Below are 23,278 nucleotides of genomic sequence, written 5' to 3' on the forward strand. Positions count from 1 at the left end.
AGGGTTAAGGTTCTACAACCTTAACCCAATCTTCATTTCCAATTCAAAATAGTGTCGTTCCTTATTTCTTCACAATCTTTTTCTCTATGGATAAGATTGGTGTATTTATTTTAAGGATATATAAACCAGAAGTAAGGTTTGGAAGAAGAATATTTTGTTCTCCTTCTAACTCTTTTTCTAGTACTTTTTTACCTGTAGAACTGTAGATGCTAAGCACATATTTTTCTGATGTTGGAGGAACAATTACTGTTCTATCCTCTACCAAAGTAGGGTAGACGTTCCAAAGTGCAGCAAGTTCATCTTCTAAACCATTTACATCTTCGTCGTCCTCTTCTTCTTGTGCATCTGCAATAATTTCTTCTGTAGGGAGTGTAACTTCAACTGCTACAGATTTACCTGTTTCATCACTAGCTAGAATAATAATATCCAAATCGCTAATAAGGTCTTCCACTCTTGCTCCAGAAGGAACTTTAGAAGGATCAACAGTAAAAGTCATTGTTTCAGGATCGAAAATAATCCAATCTGGTAGAGGATCACCGTTGGCGAGCATTACTTGGTAAGTAACTTCTCCTTCCAGCTCTTCAAATACTTCAATCGCAATTTCAACAATTACAGTTCCGTCGTCTCCTTCAGTTGTTTGTACTTCTTCTTCGGTAATTTTTTCTACCTCTTCAAAGTTATATACTACGTTAATTATTGTATTGTTTTCTGAAAGGTGATGCGAACGGTTATTACTTTCGTCTTGAGCAACAAAAGCTTCTGCAACGCCATTTACAAATAACTGATAGTAAATAATACTTTCAGGTAATGCTACAGATGTAGTGTAAATGTTAGACGAATCACTTTTTGTAAGAACTACTTCATCAGCCCAATTATCAAAAGAACCTTTGATTGAGACAACGTCATTAGCAACATCAAAATCTGAGAAACTGATTGCTGATTGCATATTTACTTGCCAAATGGCTGTAAATCGTTCTTCTGGCATTTCATCATTAAACCAAAACGAAATGGTTTGCTGACTATTTGCTTTTACGTATGCTCTAGTTTCATTTTCTTCTGTGATATCCCATACCGTTGAATCATTTGGATATTGGTACATCACTTTGAAAGAGAATGTAGAATCTGCGTCAAATTTCTGAGTTGTAAAGCTGTACAATCCATCTTCATCTTGCAATAAAGGGTAACTAGAAAACTGTGTTCCATCAAATAACTTGATGCGTAATTCAGCTCCTTCAATTGTAGGGTCAAATTTTTCTAAAGTGATTTGATGTGCCATATTTACTTTAAAAATAACGGCAGTATTATCAACATCTTCATCATCAAAATCAAAAACTATTTGTTGTGTTTCTCCTTGTACAGGAACAATTGACCTCACTTGTCCACCTCCTGGATATTCATGCATAAGATCATTCCAAGAACCATTTATTCTTGTTTTAAATGTAATGGTGTCTTCTGCGTGATTATAAACTTCGAAACTTCCTTGGTAAATATTGTCGTTATTATTGTCTGATAAAGTGATTGGATTTGTACTCCATTCAGTCATTGAACCAACAATATCTAACGTATCTTTAGCTGGGTTGAAACGACCATTTTCAATCATTCCGTTCATATCAACCGTAAAAGTTAACCCTGTGTAATATTCCTCATTATTGAAATGGTGGAATAGAGTTGTGGCAGATACAACTTTATGAGCGCTGAAATTGTTTTCGAATGTTTCTGGTTCTGTATTTAATTGATATGCCAATTTATAGACATAAGAAGCATTTACTTCTTTTATCTGCGATGAAGTTCCATATACATAATCGTATTTGTTCGTTAACGCATATCCTTTGATAGGTTCTTCAGCTTGTTCATTTTCATAAACATATAGAAGTACCGCACCTTGATTCGTTAACTCATTTTCAAGTACAATTTTAGACATGTCTACCTCAAAAGAAGTGATAGGATTGTCTATATTTTCTCTATCATAAAAGATAGCTAACGTATTTTCACCTCTTTCTAGATTTAGAAGTCTATTGTTTGTAAAACCTAATTCACTTTCGTTCCAACTATCATTTAATCTAATTTTAAATTCAGATGATAAAGTAGGAATAGAATCTATAAATACGGAATAAATAAGGTCTTGGTCGTCATCAGTCAAAACAATATCATTTTGCCAATTCGATAGGCTTCCAATAAAGTTTACAGCATGACTATCTGGATTAAAACGATTGTTTTCTGCTGCCCAACGCATATCAACGGTAAGTTGAAGCGAATTAACAAGGGTTTCGTTATTGAAAGCAAAAGTGACTAAATTGCCAGAATCCGGAAGTACCGAATAATTTCTAAAGGCATATTCTTCTACTTTTTTAGGAGCACTACCTTCAATTTCAGTTTCAATTACCACCTTGAAAGTGTAGGCTTCATTTACATTTTTAAGCTGAGAAGTTGCCGTATAAATACCATTTTCTTTTAATTTTAAGAGGTATCTATGTTTAACGATAGTACTGTCTTCTCCCATTACTTTTAAATGCAAAGATTGCTTTTCATCAGTAGGGTTGTACAATGCTGTATAGATAGCTTTTTCCATGTTTACCTCAAAAGTAGTAACAGGGTTAGAAAGCAGTTCATCATTATAAGAATAACTGATTACATTTTCCTGATTAGGGGTGATATATTCTGTTCGGGTAAGAGCAGTACCTCCATATTCGTGACTACCAGGAACCCAAGTTCCGTTCTTTCTAGCTTTAAAATTAATGGTATTCAATAAATCATTTTCTACTTTGATAGTATAAATACCGTCATTATTGTCATCATTTAGTTTGAATTGCTCTCCATCTCCCCATCCATTAAAATCGCCCGCTATATCAACATAATCTTCTGATGGATTAAATCTATTTTGATTAATCTCAGCGTTCATATCTACTAAAAATTCGACACTAGTAGGAAAGGTGTAATCATCAAAAGTATCAGTGATAGTATTTGTACCAGTGGCATCTACAATGTAGTTTCTGAAATCATTTTCTCTGTAGACTATTCTGCCTGTATCTAGATATTCAACAATACGGTATTTATAAATATACTCTTCTGCATCGTCTAGAAGTTGAATACTTGTTGTGTACACATTACCTGTATCCGCTTTTAGTATATAATGATAAGCTTGAAAATCACTTTCTTCTTTAAAGACAATGAGATCAATTAACCTAGGAGTATCAAAATTACCATCTGCAATTTGCTTTGATAAATCGACTTTAAAAGTAGTGATAGGGTAAGCAGAATTTTCGTCTCCATAGAAAACATCCATTACATTATGACCAGATGTTAATTGGATTTTTCGATCTAATGCTTCACCAAATTCGTGTCGTCCATGTTCCCACGAATTATTGATTTTACATTTAAATTCAAGGTCTAATTGCGAAAATCCTTCTAAATGAACCGTATAAATACCATCCTGATCAAGGTCTTGGAAGGAGATTCTATTCTCTCCATTTCCATAAGCATTAAAGTTTGAAGCAAGATCTAAAGTATCTATAGCAGGGTCAAAAATTCCTCTAGCTATAGGTAAACTCATGTCAACATTTAAATCAAGGCTATTGAAGTCATTATTAAACCATTTTTCTAAATATTGCCCATCAGCAGGTACAACAAATGTATTCCATTCATCTTCAAAAACGACTTTATTATTCTCATCATTTTCCTTATATAAAAATGAGTAATTATAGATTTGATCTGTATTCTTAGCACGTAATTGAATACCGTATGTATTTGCTTCTAGTTGTTCAAGTAAATAATAATTTTTGATTTTACCAGAAGAAGTAAAAATAGCCAATTCTACATGGTCTATTTCTGGATCAAAATTACCATCTGCAATTTGCTTGTCCATATTTACGGCAAAAACCACTTCAGGATTATTGATATATTCATCGTTATAAGCAAAATCAAAGCTATAATGAATATTGTCATCTACATAAAACGTTCTTGCACTATCTCCTCTAAATTCATGTTCTCCCCAATTCCAAGAGCGGTTCAATCTTGTTTTAAATTCAATATTGCCAATTTCGTTTGTAGAGAAATCTGCAGAATAAATTCCATCTTCATCCGTATCTACTAATAGCATAGAACCTCCCCAATTGTTAAAGTTACCAGCAACATCAAGAGAATCAGTAGCAGGGTTAAATGTACCTTTTTCAATTTGGTAATTCATATCTACATTTAAAGTAAATGTACACAGAACAAGACCTTCTGTAGCTAATGTATCCACTATATTATTGTCACTTTCTGTAACAATATATTCTCTTATATTCTGCTCATAGTAATCTACTAAACTATACGTATAATCTATAGTGTCTTCTGCAACAAAAAGATACGATGATATAGCGTAACTAGTATCGTCAATAGATTTTAGATCATAGGTAGTAGCTACTTGGGTTAACCTATTAGTAATAGTTACTTTTGGAGCAGTACCCACAGGGAAATCACCAATTGAAAGAGCATCTGTGATGTCTAATTGGAACGTAACCATAGGGTTATGGAGGTTCTCATTATTGTACCAGATGTTTATGGTGTTTTCTCCAGCCTCTAGTTCAATAATTCTATTGTTTCCTCCTGGAAATTCTGCGGTATTCCAAGAGGCATTAATACGAACTTTATACTCGTACGAGTACGCATCAAATTCTGGTACATGAGCATAGTAGATGCCATCAGAATCGGGATCTGATAAGAATAAACCACCTTGCCAATCGTTCATGCTACCTGCAATGTCTAGACTATCAGTAGAAGGATTAAAAAGACCTTCGTTAATAGCCCAGTTCATGTTTACATAAATATCTATGGTGTTACTTTGTGTAGTATCTACTGCGGCAGAAGTACTCATAAAGGCACTAGAATTTACATAATTACCACCTTGCGTTGCTAAGTTTAAGTTACCAACAGTAGCAAAATGTTGGTAATTACCACCAGTAGAAAGTGCACCCCCAATAGCTTGTGTACTATGGGTTTCTTGAATAATTTGGGCATTTGTATCGGGTAGAATACAGATGGTAAAAGTAAGTAAAAAGATAACTCTTACAGCCCTTAATATTTTATTTATCATAAGGGTAATTATTTAGATTGAACCTCTGAAAGTAATTGGAGCATTTGTGCTTGTAATACTTTAATTTGAGCTGAATTTGTTTGAGCTGTTTCTAAATTAGCTTTTAAAGAAGCATTTTCTGCTGTTAAAGCTTCAACTTTTTGATTTAACTCTTTGATTGCTTCTATAAGAACAGCAACGGTTTGTGCATAATGCACAGCTTTGTAACCATCTTTATCTGTTTTTACTAACTCAGGTAAAACCTCTTCAACCTCTTGAGCAATAAGCCCAATTTGAAGGTCTGTATCAAATGATTTTTTAGGAAATTGATCTGCTTTGTAGAAGTAAGATACCCCTTTTAATTGCATCACTTTTTCTAAGCTATTTTGCAAAGGATTAATGTTTGATTTATAACGACGGTCTGAAGAAATTGTAGTGAAATCTGTAGAAGTGTTTAGAATTAATTCTCCGCCATTTTGATCCCATAAAATTACTTCACCTCTGTCTGTTCCATTCTCATTTACAGTAGATATTTTAGCCATTTCTCCATTAGTAGTATTAAAAATAATATGTTCTTTAGAGAAAGTAGCACTACCATTTGAGCTGTTGAAATCTATAACATCTTTATTAATATTGATTGATGTATTTAGTGTATCTCTAAATTCTAAATGATCGTGAGTAAACTGTGTAAATAAGTCAGCATTAATATTGTGGAGGTCAATACTTGGGTATTCAGTGCCTTCCCAATCTTTATTGATTTGTACTTGAAGAATTGGCCAAGTAGCTGTTGAAGTTTGTGATAATTCGAAAATAGGCAAATCATTGTCCCAATTTTTTCCGTATAAATTTATGCCGCTTCCATTTGCCCCACTATGCCATAATCCAAAGGCCGATATTTGTGTTTTTTGATTGTCAGAATTCCCTGCAGAAAGCAACAGATCACCATATTCAGCAGCTTTACCATGATCAAAATTTACAGATAAATTAGCCATTGACTTGTACCATTCCCCACCATCAGATGTTTCTCCAAAAAGTTGTAGCATAGGGCGGTTAATATTATCCCAAGATTGTCCCATAAATTGGAAATTCGGAGTATTGTGTCCCCATAAAAACATTTCTGCCGCGAATTGATCGCCATTATTATTTGGTTTGACACTTAGATCAAAACCTCCCTGGGAATCTGTAGATGATTGTAATTTTAGGGAACCACTTTCTGCTATTTTTCCACCAGTATTATCATGAACTTCATTAATTTGTAATTCAACAAGTGGTTTATGCTCTACGTCATACCCTTCTAAATGGAAGAACGGTAAACCATTTTCTTCCCAAGTTCTAAAACCAGTACCAACCCAAGCACCATTATTCCCATACATAGATAACATTCCTCCAGTATTTTCTCCATTTCCATAAGGAAATAGCCATGCTTTATTAGCTCCAGCATTGTCATAAATAGAGATGCCTCCACCTCCATATTGATTGATATCTAGAGATACTTTTTTACGTCCATCTTCACTATAAAGATTAACATTATTGGCATCGACTAATGTACCAATACTATCATTGGCGTGTTTAAACTTCATTTCTGAAGGCATCAATTGTGGTTTCACGATTGGCGCATACAATGTTATATCATCTAATTTTACATCCTCAATTTCTATAGATAATGTTGCTTCTCCAGCTTCATTGTATATATCACCTTCAATAGGCGTGATTGACCCAAGGACAACAGCATAAAAACCATCAGTAATTTGGACATTTTCATGAGTTTCTGTCCAGTTAGAAATAGAAAATGTAATATTTTTAGTAGTAGTCAGCACAGTTCCATTCTCGGTTAGTTTGCCTTGAAATGGTATTTTTTGGGCATGAAGAGAAAGGGCAAAAAATGCCATAAATAACACAGAATAAATAAGTTTCATCTTAGTATTAGATATATAGTAAAAGGTAAATTTGTCTAATGATAATAAACTAGAGAAACAGCGCTGATTAACTTTTATTAACCACAACAAATATAATAATGTGTTGTTTGGTTTTTGCTACCCTTAGGGGTAGTTTACCACCAAATAAGTGTATTTGACCATTTTTACTCGTTAAAAGTCATTTTTCATATTTATAAAATCTAGCCTTATTTTTAGTTCGTTTAGTTAATTAGCTCTTTAAAATGATATAACAAATAGCTTCCTGATTTTATAAATTTTATTTTAAAAACGTTAATAAATAATAATTTTTATTTTTTTGTAACATAATGTTCATGCAAGAATCCTATTGCTAATAATAGTTAACCATAATCCAATTATTGTTAATTACGAGATAAGGCAAAATGATTTATTTTGTTTTAACATTAATCCCTAATTTAATTTTAAAGCTTCCCTTTTCTATTCATCACTAAGAAATGAACAATAAGTGAACTTTGATTCACAATTATTAAAAAGACGAATTTATTGAGATATATTTGAGCCACGTTAAAGAAAGATTTATTATCTGACAGTATAAATTTTCAAATGAGTAGCAAACAACTCAATATAGTAGTTCTATTATTTATCTTCTTCTTTATTAATGCATGTAACACTTCAGTAGAGTTGCCTGGTTTAAAAGAAGACATTGAGATAGACGATACTTTTACGGCTTGCCTACTTGGAGACGAATCCCAAGATTATTTAGAGGTAGTAACTTGGAATATTGAGCATTTTCCAAAGCATGCCGAAACACTTTCTTTTGTAGCAGGTACAATTGTAAATAGTTCTTATGACCTATGGGGCGTACAAGAAGTAGAAGAAATTAATGATCTGAAAAAGATTACAAAAATTGACCCTCGTTATTCTGTAATTGTTGATAATGATGTAGCAAAAGGTGTAAATGGAAATTACCATTTAGCCTACGTATATAGAAATGATCATTTAGAAATTATTGATCAAAAGATATTATCTGCAGGAGAGTTTGATGGCTACTACTTTCCTAGAAGACCTTTGTGGGTGAAATTTAAAAATAAAATTAATAATGAAGAGTTTGTAGTTATCAACCTTCATTTAAAGTGTTGTGGCGGTTCTCAAAATAGCATGAGAAGAACAGAGGCAGGGCTAATACTAAAGCGTTTTCTTGATAAGGAACACAGTGCTGATAAAGTGATTGTATTAGGTGATTACAATACTGTAATTGCCCCTTATACAGATTCGGATATGCAGCACTTTTTAATAGATAATCAAAATTATAAATTTTCAGATCAACTACTAGCAGATTCGAATGAGCCACATCAGTGGTCTTATCCAAATTGGCCAAGCCACATTGATCATATCTTAATGACAAACGAATTGTTTTCTCAATTTAAAGAAGCAATTACATTACCTCTAGATAATTGTTCTGGGTACTATGATGCTAAAGTTAGTGATCATCGGCCGGTATTGAGCATTTTCCGGAACTAATACTTTATTTACCAACTTATTATGACTTCTTCTTTTAAACTTCTGATTATAACTATCACACTTACTTTTTTAACTAATGTCTCTTTTGCACAAACAGAGAATTACGAAGTGTATAGTATCGCTTTTTATAACTTAGAGAATCTATTTGACACATTAGATACTCCTGGTAAAAATGATAAAGATTTTTTACCCAATGGCTCTTATAAGTGGACAGGTAAAAGATATTTAGAAAAGCAAGATAGAATGGCTTCTATTGTTGCAAAACTTGGTGCAGAACTTACAAAAACAGCCCCAACAGTAGTAGGGTTTAGCGAAATAGAAAATGCTGCAGTTTTGGAGGATCTTATTAAGCAAGATGCACTAAAAAAGTATAACTATGGTATTTGCCACATAGAATCTCCCGATAAGCGTGGAGTAGATGTTGGACTTATTTATAGAAAAGAGTTTGTTGATATAAAAAAGGTGTCAGCTAGAGATTTAAGAATAAAAGAAACTTATGCTGGAGATAATTGGGAATTTGCAACAAGGAATCAATTGATTGTAGAAGCTACTTTAAAAGGTGAAGACTTTGCATTTTTAGTAAATCACTGGCCTTCTAGAAGAGCAAAATCTCCTTACAGAGAAGCAGCAGGAACATTAAATAGATCAATCATTGATTCTCTGAGAAGTGATCATCCAGGTTTACACTGTATCACCATGGGAGATTTAAATGATGACCCTACAAATAAAAGCGTTTCAAAGTCGTTAGGCGCAATCGGAGATGCTAAAAAACTATCAGATAAAAACTATCTATATAATCCTTGGTATAACATGTACAAAAAGGGTTTAGGTACATTAGCTTATAGAGATAGTTGGAATTTATTTGATCAGATAATTCTTACAAAAGAACTAAAATTAGACAAAAAAGACCTCTTTTTTTACAAAGCTGAAATCTGTAATTTCCCTGAATTAAAAAATAAAGAAGGGCGTTACAAGGGCTATCCATTTAGAACTTATTCTGGTGGTAATTATTCGGGTGGTTATTCAGACCACTTTCCTGTTGTTATCTATCTATTGAAAAAAATATAAAGCACTTTATTCCTCTTTTTATTTAATTATGAAACATCTATTTACTATACTTCTTCTTTTCTCACAACTACTTGCATTTTCGCAAGGTAAGTTTCAGAAAGGAACTGTTTTGCTATCAGGATCAGAGCAACCAGTTGTTGCTCTCCAAGTAGCAGTAGACGGTAACTTGTACCTTACAAACGAAAACGGTGAATTTAGAATTCCAGAAAGTGAAGTGACACCTTCCTCTATGGTTCATATTTCTACCGATGGATTTGAACAAATTGATCTACCATTTTCTAACGGTATGATTGTTCATTTACAATCGGAAGTTGATGAGGCAAGTACTATTGCTTTATCATTAACTGATTTGGATGGAGGTGATGGTGATACACAATCGACACCAGGCTTACTATTTTCTTCTGGAGATGCTTATAGTTCAATTGCAGGTTATGCATGGGGACCTTATTGGTTTAGAGCTCGTGGTTACCAATCTAATTATATGAACATATTTTTTGATGGGATTAACATGGCCTCACCAGAAAGAGGCTATGCTTCTTGGTCACTTTGGGGTGGTTTAAATGATGTAACTAGAAATAAAGAAGTTACTTACAATATGGCTCCAACTAATTTTACTTTTGGTAATATTGGCGGAGCAACAAATATTATTACTGATCCCTCTCAGCAACGCCCTGGTTTTAAAGGGAGTTATTCTTTAAGTAATTCAAGCTACCAAAATAGAGTAATGCTTACCTATTCTACTGGTTTACTAGAAAATGGTTGGGCATTTACGGTTTCTGGCTCAAGAAGATGGGCTCAAGAAGGCTATGTAGATGGTACAACATATGATGCATGGGCTGGATTTGTAAGTGTTGAGAAACAATTTTCGGATAAGCATAAAATGGTTTTAACAGCTTTTGCAGCACCATCAACTCGTGGTCAGCAAGGAGCAACCGTTCAAGAAGCTTATGACCTTAAAGGTTCAAATTATTATAATCCGTATTGGGGTTATCAAGAAGGTGAAAAAAGAAATAGCCGTGAAAAAACAGTAACATCTCCTCAATTTATCTTGAAAGATAAGTGGAAGATCAACGAGAAGTTATCTTTAAGTACTTCTGTAGGTTATACATTAGGGAAAGAAACAAGAACAGCTTTAAATTGGTACGACGCCCCAGACCCTCGCCCAGATTATTATAGAAATATGCCTTCATATCAGTACGATCAGGGTAACGATACTGCTGGTAATATGTTAACAGATCTATGGACTTCTGATGGTTATGGACAAGTAAATTGGGACTTCTTTTATAAAACAAATAGAACAAACCCAGAAACTGTTCCTGTAGATTGGACAGACCCAACTGGAGAAACTATTACAGGAAATAGAGCACACTATATTGTCGAAAAGAGAAATTTAGATTCTCATCGTATTGATATTAATCCAACTTTAACATGGGATATTAATCCAACTTTAAAGGTCAATACAGGTATTCAATACCAATATTATGTTGGTAATAATTACAATACTGTAGGAGATTTATTAGGTGGCGACTTTTGGGTAGATATTGATAATTTTGCAGATAGAGATTTTCCTGATCCATTATTAGCAATCAATGATCTTAATAATCCGAATGTAATTAAAGGAGAAGGCGATAGAATTGGTCATGATTATGATGCAAATATGCAAACTGCAAATTGGTGGGGCCAAGTAAGGAAATCTTTTACTAAAGGATCTGTTTATGCAGGTGTTAATCTTACAAACACTACAATGTATCGTTTTGGCAATAGAAGAAAAGGTCTTTTCCCTGATGATTCATATGGAAAATCTGATGTTTTAGATTTCCTAGATTATGGTGTTAAGCTAGGTGGAGAATATTTTGTAACAGGCAGAAATGTACTTACAGCAAATGCTTCTTATTTTACAAAAGCACCTTATTTTGTAGATAGCTTTACATCTTTAAGAACAAGAAATGAAACGGTAGATGACTTAGTATCATCAAATGTTTTCTCTACTGATATTAATTATTACTATAGAGGAGAGCGTTTAAAAGTAAGAGCTTCAGCTTTCTATACAACTATTTCTGACCAAACAGATGTTATTAGTTATTATGATGATGCTTACCAAAACTTTGTCAATTATATTCTTACTGGGCAAGGTCAAGAGAATAAAGGATTGGAGCTAGGCTTACAATATAATATTACTTCAGAGTTAAGATTAAAAGCTGCGGGTACTTATGCTAGCTATATGTATAACGCCAACCCTTATGCTACAACAACTGTAGATAACAGTTCTGCAATTTTAAGTGATAATGAGAAAGTCTATTATGATGGCAGACATGTTGGAGGTTCGCCAGAAGTAGCGGGTTCAATTGGTTTAGAATACTGGTCTAGAAATTATTGGTTTATTGGAATACAAGGCAATTTCCTTGGCGATAGATATGTAACTTTAAACCCTGCAAGGTATACAGATCGTGCTATAGAAGAACCAGGTGTAGAGTATGGATCTGATCAATACTATGCTATTCTTAATCAAGAAAAAATGCAAGATTCTTTCACGTTAGATCTTTCTGGTGGTAAAAGCTGGAAAATTAAGGATTACTTATTAAGAGTAAACTTAAACGTGAATAATATTCTTAACAATCAAAATATAGCAACTACAGGTTTCCAACAATATCGCTTTGATTTTGTAGATGGTAACCCAGAAAAATTCGCAAATAAATATTATTACGCCCAAGGAATTAGAGCTTTTTTAAATGTAGGATTAAGCTTCTAGGGTAAAAATTACAAACAATTCATTTATTCAGTTTCGTGTTCTTTTAAACTTCTTCGAACCATGAAAAACAAACAATTATTTGTCTTCTTAAAGCTATTAATAGCAACTTCATTTCTAGGTTTTATTATCTCGTCTTGTAATAAAGATGAACCAGAAGGTCCAGGTAATCCTGGTACTGATCCGGAAAACCCTATAGAAATGGAAACAACACATACTATCATGCAATTACAAGAAATGTATGATGGTTCTGATTTATTTGATATTACTGAAGATGTAGTCATCGGAGGTGTTTTATCTTCGTCAGATTCTACAGGTAATGTATACAAGTCACTTTTTATTCAAGATGATAGTGGGTACGGTATACAACTTAAAGTAAACAAAACAGATCTTTATGCTGACTACAGTATTGGTCAAACTATTTATGTAAAATGTAATGGTTTGATGATGGGACAGTACGGAGGACTTATCCAATTAGGTGGAGAGTATGAAGGCAAAATTGGTAATATCGAAGAAGATGTAATCGAAGATCATATTTTTGGAGGTGCTAAAGGTGCTGCTCCAACAGCGGTTACACTTGATTTAGATAACAAACCTTCGGCTATCGAAGCATTATATAGTACTTGGGTTTCTATCCCTAACGTTCAATTTGTTGATGTAGATTCTACTTTTACAAATGGAACTTTTACAACAAATAGAAATGTAACTACTGCAGAAGGAAATACAGTAACAGTAAGAACATCTAACTATGCAACTTTTGCTAACGAAGTTTTACCTTCAAAAAGTGGTGTTATAGAAGGTGTTTTAACTGCTTATAATGGTACTTTACAATTAACAATTAACGAAGTAGCAGATATTAATTTCACGGGAGATCGTTTTGAAATTACTGCAGGTGAAGGCGAAGGAACATTGGCTAACCCTTTTGATTTAGAAGCTGCTGCTGCACGTTTAGGTCAAACAGGTGTTTGGGTAAAAGGTTACATTATTGGTTCTGTAAACGGAGTATCTTTAGAAGATGACTTTGTAGCTGGAGCGAGTGGAGAATCTTCTGCATCAAATTTTGTAATTGCTACTTCAGCAACAGAGACAGATCCAACAAAAGGAATGCCTGTACAATTAACTACTGGTTTTGTACGTGATGGTTTAAACTTAAAAGAGAATCCAACATTAATTGGTAAAGCAGTTTGGGTAAAAGGTGATATCCAAAATTATTTCAATATTCCTGGTGTTAAAAATGTAGTTTCTTACTCTTTAGATGGTACTACAGAGCCAGATGCTCCTGAAGGATTAATTGGTCAAGGTGAAGATATCATGGGTGATCAGTTAACAAATACTACACTTAATTTTTCTACTTGGAATGAAGTGAAGTCATTGGCAATGTGGGAAGCAAAAGACATGTCAGCTGCTGTTAATGCATATGGTAAAGGAGCTACAATTTCTTGGATGGTTTCTAAAACAGCTATTGATTTCTCATCAGTTGCAGATGCTCGTTTAATTGTAACAGAAGAGTTGAAATTCTTTACAGGTTTTAGTGATATTCAGGTATTAGCTTCATCGGATTATTCTGGAAGTGGAGATCCTACTACTGCTACATGGACTGCTTTAGAAGTTGATGGTACTCGTGCTGAAACGGGTGTAATTGAAACGCAATTTAAGGGGACAGGTACTGTATATATTGCTTTTAAATACACAGCAACTGATGAAGCTTCGATGTCTTGGACTATTGAAACAGTAAAATTTGATCAAAAAGAGGTTGAAGTTCCTGCTGAAGGTGATGGTACTTTAACGAATGCTTATAATGTTCCTGCAATTAGAGCAAATCAAGGTGATAAGGACAATAAGGATTACAAATGGGTGAAAGGAAAAATTGTAGGTTATATAAAAAGTAATAAGTTTGTTCCTGGAGCTACAGATGCTGAATTAACAAACCTAGCAATTGCAATTGATAGCGATGAAACATCTGCTTCTAAAATAATTACTGTTCAATTGCCTTCTGGTTACATTAGAGATGCATTAAACCTAGGAGAGAACCCAGCAATGCTTAATAAAGATGTTTGGTTAAATGGGTCTTTAGAAACTTACTATGGTTTTGCAGGGGTTAAATATTTACAATCTTATTCATTGGATGGGGTTACGGAAGAAGGTGACGCAACTCCTCCTCCTACTGGAATTGTAGGTCAGGGTGAGCCAATTGCCGGTACTGCTTTAACTGGAACTTCAATTAACTTTACAACTTATAATGTTGTAGAATCTGCAGAAATTTGGAAAGCATCTGCTGGTAAAGCAAGTATTAATGGCTATAATAACGGTGCAAATACATCGTGGTTGATAACTGCTTCTACTGTAGACTTCTCTGGTTTTACTGCTGCAAGTCTAATCGTTAAAGAAAATATCAATTATGGAAAAGGTTTAGATAAGGTAATGGTAAAGTATTCTTCTGACTATACAGGGACAGGAGACCCAGCAGCAGCTAATTGGACAGCAATGCCAGTTTATGGTGATAGAGCTGATGGTGGTGCAACAACAACTCAATTTGATGGTAGTTCTTTAGGAGCTGTTTATGTTGCGTTTATCTATACAAACAATGATAATACTGATGCATCTTCTTGGAGTATTGAATCTGTAGTTGCAGGTGAGAAAGAAGAGGATACTACACCCCCTGTAGATCCAAACCCAGAAGGTATAAACCTAGGAGATAACGCAGTATCTGGATTTAGTGACTTAATTATTTCTGAATATGTAGAAGGTTCTTCTTATAATAAGTTTATTGAGATCTTTAATGGGACAGGTTCTGAAATAGATTTATCAGATTATTCTTTATCAAAAGATTCTAATGGGAGTGATGTATTTACTAAAGTAGCATTAGAAGGTACTTTACCAAATGGAGCTACTCTTTTATTATCGAATAGCCAAGCAGATTTAACATTACTTCCTAATGGAGTTACGTCTAGAAATTCTTCTGCTGTTAATTTTAATGGAGATGATCAAGTGGCTCTATTTAAGGGAGATGTTGAAATAGATAGAATTGGTATTGCTGGAGATATTTCTTTTGGAATAGACGTTACTTTTAGAAGAGCAGTATCTATAAGGGCTCCTAAGCCTGGAGAAAATGATCCAAGAGATAATGGTGAATGGGATAGCTATCCTAAAAATACAACTGAGGACCTTGGGTCTCATACTATTAATTAATCCCAATAAATAATTGGTGGCTTAATCAATAAGTCAATCCCCATGAAAGTTGATTCTTTCATGGGGAACTAAACAACTTCCATCAGAAATAAAATCGTAAAAGATATTTCCTATGCATCGTTTTATAATAAATAAAAGAATTTTAGTATTTCTACTAGGAGCTATATTTTTCTCTTGTGTAGATACAGACTATAAAACACCTCAAGAGGTATCCCCAGAACCGATAGCTCCCGGTACAGCTACTATTAGCATTGCAGATTTAAAAGCAATGCATAATGGAAGAGATAATGACACTACATCAATTCCAGACAATACTGTTATTGTTGGTCAAGTAGTATCTTCTGACAGAGATGGTAACATCTATAAAGAAATTTATTTACAAGATAGTACGGCAGGTATTCTAATTCGTGTTGATGCTGCTCCTTTGTATACACAATTTCAAATGGGACAGCAAGTTGCCATTGTTTGTGATGATTTCGTTTTAGGTTCTTATGCATCTATGGTGCAATTGGGTATTCCATCTTTGTACAATGGAACTCCAGCTGCAGGTAGAATTCCAGCTCCAATTGTTGGACAGTACTTTGTAACAGGAACTTTGGATTCTGTTGTTGTTGCAGAAGTATCTGTAAAAGAATTACAAGAAAATTTAGATACTTACGCTGGTAAAAGAGTTAAGATTGCTAACATTCAAGTGAGTAAGAGCGATGAAGGAAAAACCTATGCAGATGCAGAAAAAGAACTTACTCAAAATAGATATTTTAATGATGGCTCTACAACTCAAGACATCATTTTAAGAACCTCAGGATATTCTGATTTTGCAGGTGATACTCTTCCTTATGGTATGGGTACAATGTATGGTGTTGTATCTCGTTTTCGTGATGATGCACAAATATACATCAATACACCCGAGACAGATATGGTCAATTTCACGGTCATTGATGGAGGTACACCAGATGATAGTACTGTTGTAACCCCTCCTACGGTTGTAGATTTTATCAATGAAAGTTTTAATGGAACAAAATATGATGAAATTGTTTTAGAAGGTTGGAATAACATAATTGAAACAGGTACTAAGGCTTGGTTCTATAATGAATACCAAGGTAATGCTTATGCCAATTTATCAGTTTTTAAAGCAGGTGAGGCTAGAAAAGTTTGGTTAATAACACCTGTATTGAATGTACTTGGAGCTGAAAATAAAACAATTTCATTTAAATCAAGATCTGAATACTTAAAAACAGCAACATTAAAAGTAATGGTTTCTGCAGATTATGACGGGGCTTTGGCACCATCAGAATATTCTTGGACAGAAATAAACCCTACAATTGGAACAGGTAACGAAGACGGTTATGGACCTTGGACTTCTTCTGGAGATTTTGATATTTCATCTTACGGAAATGTTGTCGTAGCATTTTTATATGATGGGGAAGAGGGAGTTGAAGATGGAGGATTTTCGATAGACGATTTTAAATTTAATGAAGGTCATTCAGGAGGAGAAGTTGACCCTACAGAATATTACAATGCTGTTGATGGGTTAACAGGTTATACTCTTAAAACAGGATTGTATCAAATCATTTCATCAAATACAACAGTGTTAGAATATACTCCAGGTGTATGGGAAGCGTATGCTACAACTGATGACAAATATGGTCAAGGACAAATAATCTGGGACATGTATAGTGATATTCCTGATCCAAATAACCCTTCAGTTCCTGATGCTGCACAACCAAATGAATATGAGTATGATTATGGTCAAGGCGGAGATCAGTGTACAAATACCCCAGGATATGAAGAAGGTTGTTATAATAGAGAACACTCATTTCCTAAAAGTTGGTTTGATGATGGCTACCCAATGTATACAGATATTCATCATGTTGTACCTTCAGATTCTTACGTAAATACAAGAAGAAGTAATTATCCTTACGGTGAAGTTGGAAATGCCACATGGACATCTACAAACGGAAGTAAATTAGGTAGTGCAGTTTCAGGATTAGGCTACTCGGGTACAGTTTTCGAACCGATTGATGAATATAAAGGTGATTTTGCAAGAATCTATTTTTACATGGCCACTCGATACGAAAATGTCATCGATGGTTGGGATAGAAATAGTAGCAGTGCAGATGATGTATTGAATGGTACTTCAAATCAGGTATACGAAACTTGGTATTTAAATTTAATGAAGAAATGGCATACAAATGATCCAGTTTCACAAAAAGAAATTGAAAGAAATGAAGCCATTTTCTTAATCCAAGGAAATAGAAATCCATTTATTGATCACCCAGAATATGTTACAGAAATTTGGGGGAATTAATATCAACTTCAAATAAAAAAAAGAGCCATTTCTACTAAGGAATGGCTCTTTTTGTATCTAATAGCTAAAGTTTTTTTTTAACATAAAATGGAAATATTATCGACGACAACAGTAGGAAGAAAGCCTTTTTTACATAGTGCCGCTTAGATCTTTTTGATAGAAATGCGATGTTTTAAATTATAGCATCATAGATTATTTATTTCTTATAGATTTGGAATTCAAAAAAAATAACACCACTTTTACAGTGCACTATATAGGTAGTGCACTTGAAATAACTATTAAATATTATGGTGTCAATTAATAATCTTCAATTTAGTTACTCTAAAAAAACAACTACTCTCGATCAACTTCAGCTAGAATTAGATGCTGGTAAAATTGTTGGTGTATTAGGTAAAAATGGGGCAGGGAAAAGCACTTTTTTTAAACTCATGAGTGGTTTACTACAGCCTAATGCAGGTACTATTGATGTTCTCGGAGAGCAGCCTTTTTCTAGGTATCCTTCTTTTTTATCAAAGCTCTTTTTTGTTCCTGAAGAATTTGAATTACCTCCTATTCCAATCAGAACATTTATAAAAAGCACATCAAAATTCTATCCTCGTTTTGACCATCGTTTAGTGCATGAGCTATTAGAGAAATTTGATCTGGATGATAGCCTAAATCTAAAAGGATTATCCTATGGACAGAAGAAAAAAGTAATTATTGCTTTTGCTTTGTCAACCAAGGCCGAACTCATTTTAATGGATGAACCTACAAATGGACTAGATATTCCTTCTAAAGATATATTTAGAAAAATCATGGCCGGGCATTTTGAAGACGATCAGTTGATCATGATTTCTACGCATCAAGTAAGAGATATAGATACAATAATAGATCATTTGATTGTTATCGATAATGGTGGTGTAATTTACAATGAATCTATTTTTGAGCTAACACAGAAATATGATTTCTTGAAAGTGCAACAATTGAAAATTGCAGATACACTTTATGCAGAACCAATACTAGGAGGTTACAAAACAATTTCTCCTAAACAAGAACAGGAAGATACTCAAGTAGACCTTGAACTATTTTTCAATGCTTTAATCAATGACTATAAAAAATTTATATAAGATGGATAATATATTTAATGCACAAAGGTTTAAACAGTATCTTTCATTAGAATTTACATATCAGAAACAGTTAATCTATTATAGTATTTCTTCTGTAATTTTATTTATTGGTTTAGGTTTGTTCTTTATAAGATTTGTGAACGATGAACCAATAACAGAAGATGATTTATTTGGACTTTTTTTAGTTTCTTATGTCATTTTAGCGATAGTAGTTGTAAATCGTTCATTTTTAGCTTTTCGTACTCCAAATCAACTGATTACGTATTTAACTTTCCCTGTATCTCAGTTTGAAAAGTTTTTATTAGAATATATATCAACTGTAATTGTAGCGGCTTTTTTTGTTCCTGCTTTGATACTTTTTGCCTATATGGTTGAAGGTGAAATTCACCAACTTTTAAACCCGAATATAGGCTATACAGGGTTAGATTTTTTAACCAATGTGATAAAGAAAGGAATGGTTTCACATTCAGAAAGCGAAGCACAAGTAAAAAATGTAGTAGCATTTATTTTATGCCTACTTCCATTAAGTTTAAGCAATGTTATATTTACAGGTAACTCATTCTTTAAAAAGCTACCTCTAATTAAATCTATTGTATTTACAGGGCTCTATATCACCTTTCATGTTTTCCTTATCTACTTCATTTTTGAAAAAATGAATGTAGGAGATTATGTTACTAATGATCATCCTCTTTTCTTTTTTAATACTGCTTATTCTGCTGCAATTTTTATCGCAGTATACGTGGTCATTGCTAACGCAGTGTTTATCTGTAGTAGTTTTTTAAAGTTGAAAGAAAAAGAAATATAAGATGGAGTTTAAAAACACAAAAAGCATTTTCACCCAAATAGGTGATGATGTAAAAGATAAAATTATGGAAGGGGAATATAAAGAATCAGGTAAAATACCTTCAACAAGAGAATTGGCAGGGATAGTTGGAGTAAATCCAAATACAACAATAAAAGCTTATTCGGTATTACAACAAGAAGGTATTATTTACACCCAAAGAGGAAAAGGATACTTTGTAAGTGAAGGTGCCAAAAACATAATTTTAAAAACAAAAAAAGAGGAGTTTTTTACCGATACTCTACCAGAAACAGTAGAAACTGCCAATAAACTAGGGATATCATTTAATGAACTTCAAAACTATTTAAAAGATTTATACCATGAAGAAAAGTAATATATACCTGCTCTCAATATTATGTAGCGTTACTTTATTTATTATATCTGGAGCCTTAGTTTCTATTGCAAGAGGAAAGAAAAGTACAAATGAAAATACTTCCCTTTCATCAGTTCCAGCTTATTCACATATTGTTCTAGAAAATACAAACTATATCATTATTGTGAAAACAGCAGAGAAATTTGAAATGAAATTAAGTTTAAAAAGTAATACAGAAAATTTTACTATACCTTTTGATATAAAGGGGGATACTTTGTATTTAACCAATATTCCTTCAAACCAAAAAGATAAAATAAAGTTTGTAGAATTAACTATTCCAATTGATGATCTAGCTATTGAAGCACATAATTCAAGAGTAGATTTAGATAATTATTTAGGGAAATCGTTACAAATAGAACTAGATCAAGCTGAATTAAATATTTTTAATGCTAGAAAAAAGGGCTTTTCGTCTATAGATATTCAATGTATAAATGGGTCTAGATTTTATTCTATTTCACAATGTGAAAATCTTCAGTTAGATGTTAGAGCTTCTGAATTTGAGAATTGGAAAGAGGTTAAAATCATAAAAGGGTCTGTAAAAGACAAATCTTCTGTGATGATTAATAGACCGGGAGAAACAAATTTAGAAAAAGATAAAGATTCAAAAGTTCAATACTTTTATAATTAGAAATTAACTTATTTAAGTTTTAAAAAGTGAAACTTCAGAAAGATGAGGTTTCACTTTTTTGTCATATTGATTTCGAAAGACTCTCATAAATAAGGATCCTTAAAAGGAAATGAAGCCAAAGTCTCCAAAAAATCAATTTCATCCATAAATAATTTATATGTTAAGACATCTTTACTATTTGTTGTCAGAAAAAATAGCCCAAAATTTATAATCATGGTTTTCTTTACTAATTTTGCTTTCTTGAATGTATAGCTAAAGGGAATTTAATGGGAAAGATTAATCATTTGTCGAAATATTTAACTGTAGAATCTGAATCTAAAGAAGGTGTAGATAAACTATTGGAATATGTGGTATCTAATTGGACTAGTTTTCAGGATCAAGAAGTTGCACCTAATAAGGAAACATCTAATGATTTAATTTTAGACTTTCTACAAAAAGTAGATGCTAAGGTTGATAAAGAAGCTCCAAAAGTAGGTTCAGACGAAGAAGAAGATCAAGGAAATCAGGTTTTAACATCTTTACAAAAACTTACAGATAGAGTTAATAAACAATATGATATTGTTTTAAACCCATATTTTAAGAAAAAATCAATCACTAGTGATCAAGATCGTGAAGTTGGAATTCAGGATGTTACTAATCTTTTAATTCTGACAGAAGTATTATTGATGCATTATGATTTAGAAGAGGTTGATGAGGACAGTAAGATTGCTATTAAGGTTTTCTTAGATGGAAAGATAAATCAGAAACCTTTTGGAATTAAAAATTTCATGGCTAAAACAGTTGGGAAGTTTTTAGTACTTGCCAATAATAATTTTACTGTTTACGGCGATAAAGAATTAGACAAGAAATTCGATAAGTATAAAAAACAACTACTTTCTGAGGTACTCTTTTTAGTATTTAATGTGAGTTGGTTACCAAAAGAAAGAACTTATAAAAATACTTTAATTCTTAATTTGCTACAGTGTATAAACCTTGGCGACGAGGTAGATGCATACGGAGATGTGATGTCGAAAGTATTATCATATACTCAAAAAATTAAAAATCTAAATCCTAGTATTGTTAGGGAGTGTTCTACTTTCTTTGAGCGTACTTTACCTCAATATTTGGATTGGAAAAAATTGGAAATAAAAGATAGAACTTTCAAACAATTGGGTTATGTGGAAGACTATAATATCTTATTTGCCAAAAAATTAGGCTTCTTTACAGTAGATACAATCCAGAGTAATGGAAATAGTGATATTGTAAGAGCAGGTTACCCTCTTGTAGAGGAGCACTTTGTTTGGGAGAATGTACCAATGGGAGATAAGACAAAAAAGAAAGTTGTCTATCAATAAAAAAGTGATCTTATTATTAGAAATCCCACCTTCATTATTTATATGAAGGTGGGATTTTTTTTATCTATGATTTATCAATATATTCTACATCACGATGGTTATAACTAATCAATTTTCCGTTTAAATAAACTTCGAATCGAATGGTATAAACACCAAAATCGGAGGGACTGAAAGAGAAATTTGTGATATTATTATAAACAGTAGTATTGATAATTACTTTTGAAGTATAACCTTCTGTACCCATTCCACCCCAAGTAAAATTAACAATAAAAGGTGCTAATTCTACAAATACAAACTCAGATGGCGACTCCACATCTATCGTTATTGTAGAACGGTTTTCTACTTCATTTCTATACAAATAATTAATACCATTTATATCCGATTTAGTTAGTTGTGTGTTGGTAGAAATAAGTTCTCCATTTCGTTTTTTAAATACAGGGTTGCCAGTTTTGGTAAATGCATGGCTGTTGTAATGCATTATTGATTTGTAATCATAACTACCATAAGCAGGATCGACGGCTTCGTTTTGTTTTGTAAAAGCAAAGAAGTAGTTTGTCTTGATATTCTCCCAAAACATTTCAATATAATCATCTCTGTCGCTTCTATTGTGCTCGTGGTGTACACCAAGTGCATGGAAAACCTCATGCAACACTTTATCTTCACCAAAACAACCACTTGTAAGGTTTATATTTTGATGAACGGGATGCATTCCTAAATGCGAATTACAATCTCCATTTTCAATAAAGTTAAAAGTAATGAGTGGTCCACTTACCATATCAACCTCTTCAACAAATTTAATTGAAGTGACAGCCATAAGTTGATGTAAAGCACGACGAATATTCTCTTTATGAGAAACAGAACAGTTATTAAAGTTATAATAAACAATTCCTTCCGGCCAGATTGTAGGGTTACTAAGTATATTAGAGTAAGTTCTACTTCCGTCTTTTTTTAGTAAAATATCTCCATCATAAATACAATAACCATCTTTTTCGTAAGTGGAACCTTCTTGTTCTATTCCGGTTTTAGGAATATCAAAAATGGATTGATCTGTTGTACAACTAATAAATATAAAAGGAAGTGATAAAAGGATAAGTTTTAGCGTTTTCATAGGGTTGAAGTATTTAGGTAGTTAAAAAGTTAGTATATCATCTTGTCTAAAAGGTGGACCATTACCTTGTTTATAGATGAACAATTTTAAAGAGTCGAGAAATAATTTCAT

General features: G+C 32.9%; 13 protein-coding genes. 10 read left to right on the top strand and 3 right to left on the bottom strand.

Annotated elements, in window-relative coordinates:
* Window positions 1–61 precede the first annotated feature (61 nt).
* Together KM029_RS25045 and KM029_RS25050 are read right to left on the bottom strand one after the other, a co-directional pair.
* Window positions 62–5,071 carry a T9SS type A sorting domain-containing protein gene (locus KM029_RS25045; protein ID WP_144077145.1) on the bottom strand — a complete coding sequence of 1,670 codons (5,010 nt, stop codon included), beginning with the start codon at window positions 5,069–5,071 and terminating at the stop codon, window positions 62–64.
* An 8-nt stretch (window positions 5,072–5,079) separates the two neighbouring features.
* On the bottom strand, window positions 5,080–6,966 hold the full coding sequence (locus KM029_RS25050; RefSeq protein ID WP_144077146.1) for a tail fiber domain-containing protein: 1,887 nt from the start codon (window positions 6,964–6,966) through the stop codon (window positions 5,080–5,082).
* A 582-nt stretch (window positions 6,967–7,548) separates the two neighbouring features.
* Between KM029_RS25050 and KM029_RS25055 the strand changes: the two genes are divergently transcribed.
* From KM029_RS25055 to KM029_RS25100, 10 genes are all read left to right on the top strand, one after another.
* Entirely contained in the window at window positions 7,549–8,466 is a 918-nt protein-coding gene (locus KM029_RS25055) for an endonuclease/exonuclease/phosphatase family protein (RefSeq protein ID WP_144077147.1), read from the top strand.
* A 21-nt stretch (window positions 8,467–8,487) separates the two neighbouring features.
* Complete coding sequence (locus KM029_RS25060; protein WP_144077148.1) at window positions 8,488–9,534, top strand: endonuclease/exonuclease/phosphatase family protein; 1,047 nt, start codon at window positions 8,488–8,490, stop codon at window positions 9,532–9,534.
* Between the two features lie 28 nt (window positions 9,535–9,562).
* Window positions 9,563–12,283 (top strand): TonB-dependent receptor, encoded by a 2,721-nt coding sequence (locus KM029_RS25065; RefSeq protein ID WP_144077149.1) that lies wholly within the window; start codon window positions 9,563–9,565, stop codon window positions 12,281–12,283.
* A 60-nt stretch (window positions 12,284–12,343) separates the two neighbouring features.
* Window positions 12,344–15,469: a DUF6359 domain-containing protein gene (locus KM029_RS25070; RefSeq protein WP_144077150.1), complete on the top strand. Its 3,126-nt coding sequence runs from the start codon at window positions 12,344–12,346 to the stop codon at window positions 15,467–15,469.
* A gap of 112 nt (window positions 15,470–15,581) precedes the next feature.
* Window positions 15,582–17,777, top strand: coding sequence for an endonuclease (locus KM029_RS26970; RefSeq protein ID WP_205125548.1), 2,196 nt, complete (start codon window positions 15,582–15,584; stop codon window positions 17,775–17,777).
* 287 nt (window positions 17,778–18,064) lie between these two features.
* Window positions 18,065–18,883: an ABC transporter ATP-binding protein gene (locus KM029_RS25080; protein ID WP_144077151.1), complete on the top strand. Its 819-nt coding sequence runs from the start codon at window positions 18,065–18,067 to the stop codon at window positions 18,881–18,883.
* Between the two features lies 1 nt (window position 18,884).
* Window positions 18,885–19,688: a hypothetical protein gene (locus KM029_RS25085; RefSeq protein WP_144077152.1), complete on the top strand. Its 804-nt coding sequence runs from the start codon at window positions 18,885–18,887 to the stop codon at window positions 19,686–19,688.
* A 1-nt stretch (window position 19,689) separates the two neighbouring features.
* Window positions 19,690–20,058 carry a GntR family transcriptional regulator gene (locus KM029_RS25090; protein ID WP_144077153.1) on the top strand — a complete coding sequence of 123 codons (369 nt, stop codon included), beginning with the start codon at window positions 19,690–19,692 and terminating at the stop codon, window positions 20,056–20,058.
* Window positions 20,045–20,725, top strand: coding sequence for a hypothetical protein (locus KM029_RS25095; protein WP_144077154.1), 681 nt, complete (start codon window positions 20,045–20,047; stop codon window positions 20,723–20,725). Before KM029_RS25090 ends, KM029_RS25095 begins: the two co-directional genes overlap by 14 nt.
* Window positions 20,726–20,991: 266 nt before the next feature.
* A complete protein-coding gene (locus tag KM029_RS25100; RefSeq protein ID WP_144077155.1) occupies window positions 20,992–22,059 on the top strand; it encodes a hypothetical protein in 1,068 nt (355 codons plus the stop codon).
* A 64-nt stretch (window positions 22,060–22,123) separates the two neighbouring features.
* Here the strand turns inward: KM029_RS25100 and KM029_RS25105 are convergent, their stop codons facing one another.
* Window positions 22,124–23,167 (bottom strand): M12 family metallopeptidase, encoded by a 1,044-nt coding sequence (locus KM029_RS25105; protein WP_144077156.1) that lies wholly within the window; start codon window positions 23,165–23,167, stop codon window positions 22,124–22,126.
* Between the last annotated feature and the right edge of the window lie 111 nt (window positions 23,168–23,278).

Source organism: Flammeovirga kamogawensis (genome assembly GCF_018736065.1).
Taxonomy (GTDB): Bacteria; Bacteroidota; Bacteroidia; order Cytophagales; family Flammeovirgaceae; genus Flammeovirga; species Flammeovirga kamogawensis.

Excerpts from the sequence above, each read along its gene's own strand:
- KM029_RS25065 (WP_144077149.1), top strand. The coding sequence starts at position 9,563 with ATGAAACATCTATTTACTATACTTCTTCTTTTCTCACAACTACTTGCA.
- KM029_RS25095 (WP_144077154.1), top strand. The coding sequence starts at position 20,045 with ATGAAGAAAAGTAATATATACCTGCTCTCAATATTATGTAGCGTTACT.
- KM029_RS25090 (WP_144077153.1), top strand. The coding sequence starts at position 19,690 with ATGGAGTTTAAAAACACAAAAAGCATTTTCACCCAAATAGGTGATGAT.
- KM029_RS25055 (WP_144077147.1), top strand. The coding sequence starts at position 7,549 with ATGAGTAGCAAACAACTCAATATAGTAGTTCTATTATTTATCTTCTTC.
- KM029_RS26970 (WP_205125548.1), top strand. The coding sequence starts at position 15,582 with ATGCATCGTTTTATAATAAATAAAAGAATTTTAGTATTTCTACTAGGA.
- KM029_RS25050 (WP_144077146.1), bottom strand. The coding sequence starts at position 6,966 with ATGAAACTTATTTATTCTGTGTTATTTATGGCATTTTTTGCCCTTTCT.
- KM029_RS25045 (WP_144077145.1), bottom strand. The coding sequence starts at position 5,071 with ATGATAAATAAAATATTAAGGGCTGTAAGAGTTATCTTTTTACTTACT.
- KM029_RS25100 (WP_144077155.1), top strand. The coding sequence starts at position 20,992 with ATGGGAAAGATTAATCATTTGTCGAAATATTTAACTGTAGAATCTGAA.
- KM029_RS25085 (WP_144077152.1), top strand. The coding sequence starts at position 18,885 with ATGGATAATATATTTAATGCACAAAGGTTTAAACAGTATCTTTCATTA.
- KM029_RS25060 (WP_144077148.1), top strand. The coding sequence starts at position 8,488 with ATGACTTCTTCTTTTAAACTTCTGATTATAACTATCACACTTACTTTT.
- KM029_RS25070 (WP_144077150.1), top strand. The coding sequence starts at position 12,344 with ATGAAAAACAAACAATTATTTGTCTTCTTAAAGCTATTAATAGCAACT.
- KM029_RS25105 (WP_144077156.1), bottom strand. The coding sequence starts at position 23,167 with ATGAAAACGCTAAAACTTATCCTTTTATCACTTCCTTTTATATTTATT.
- KM029_RS25080 (WP_144077151.1), top strand. The coding sequence starts at position 18,065 with ATGGTGTCAATTAATAATCTTCAATTTAGTTACTCTAAAAAAACAACT.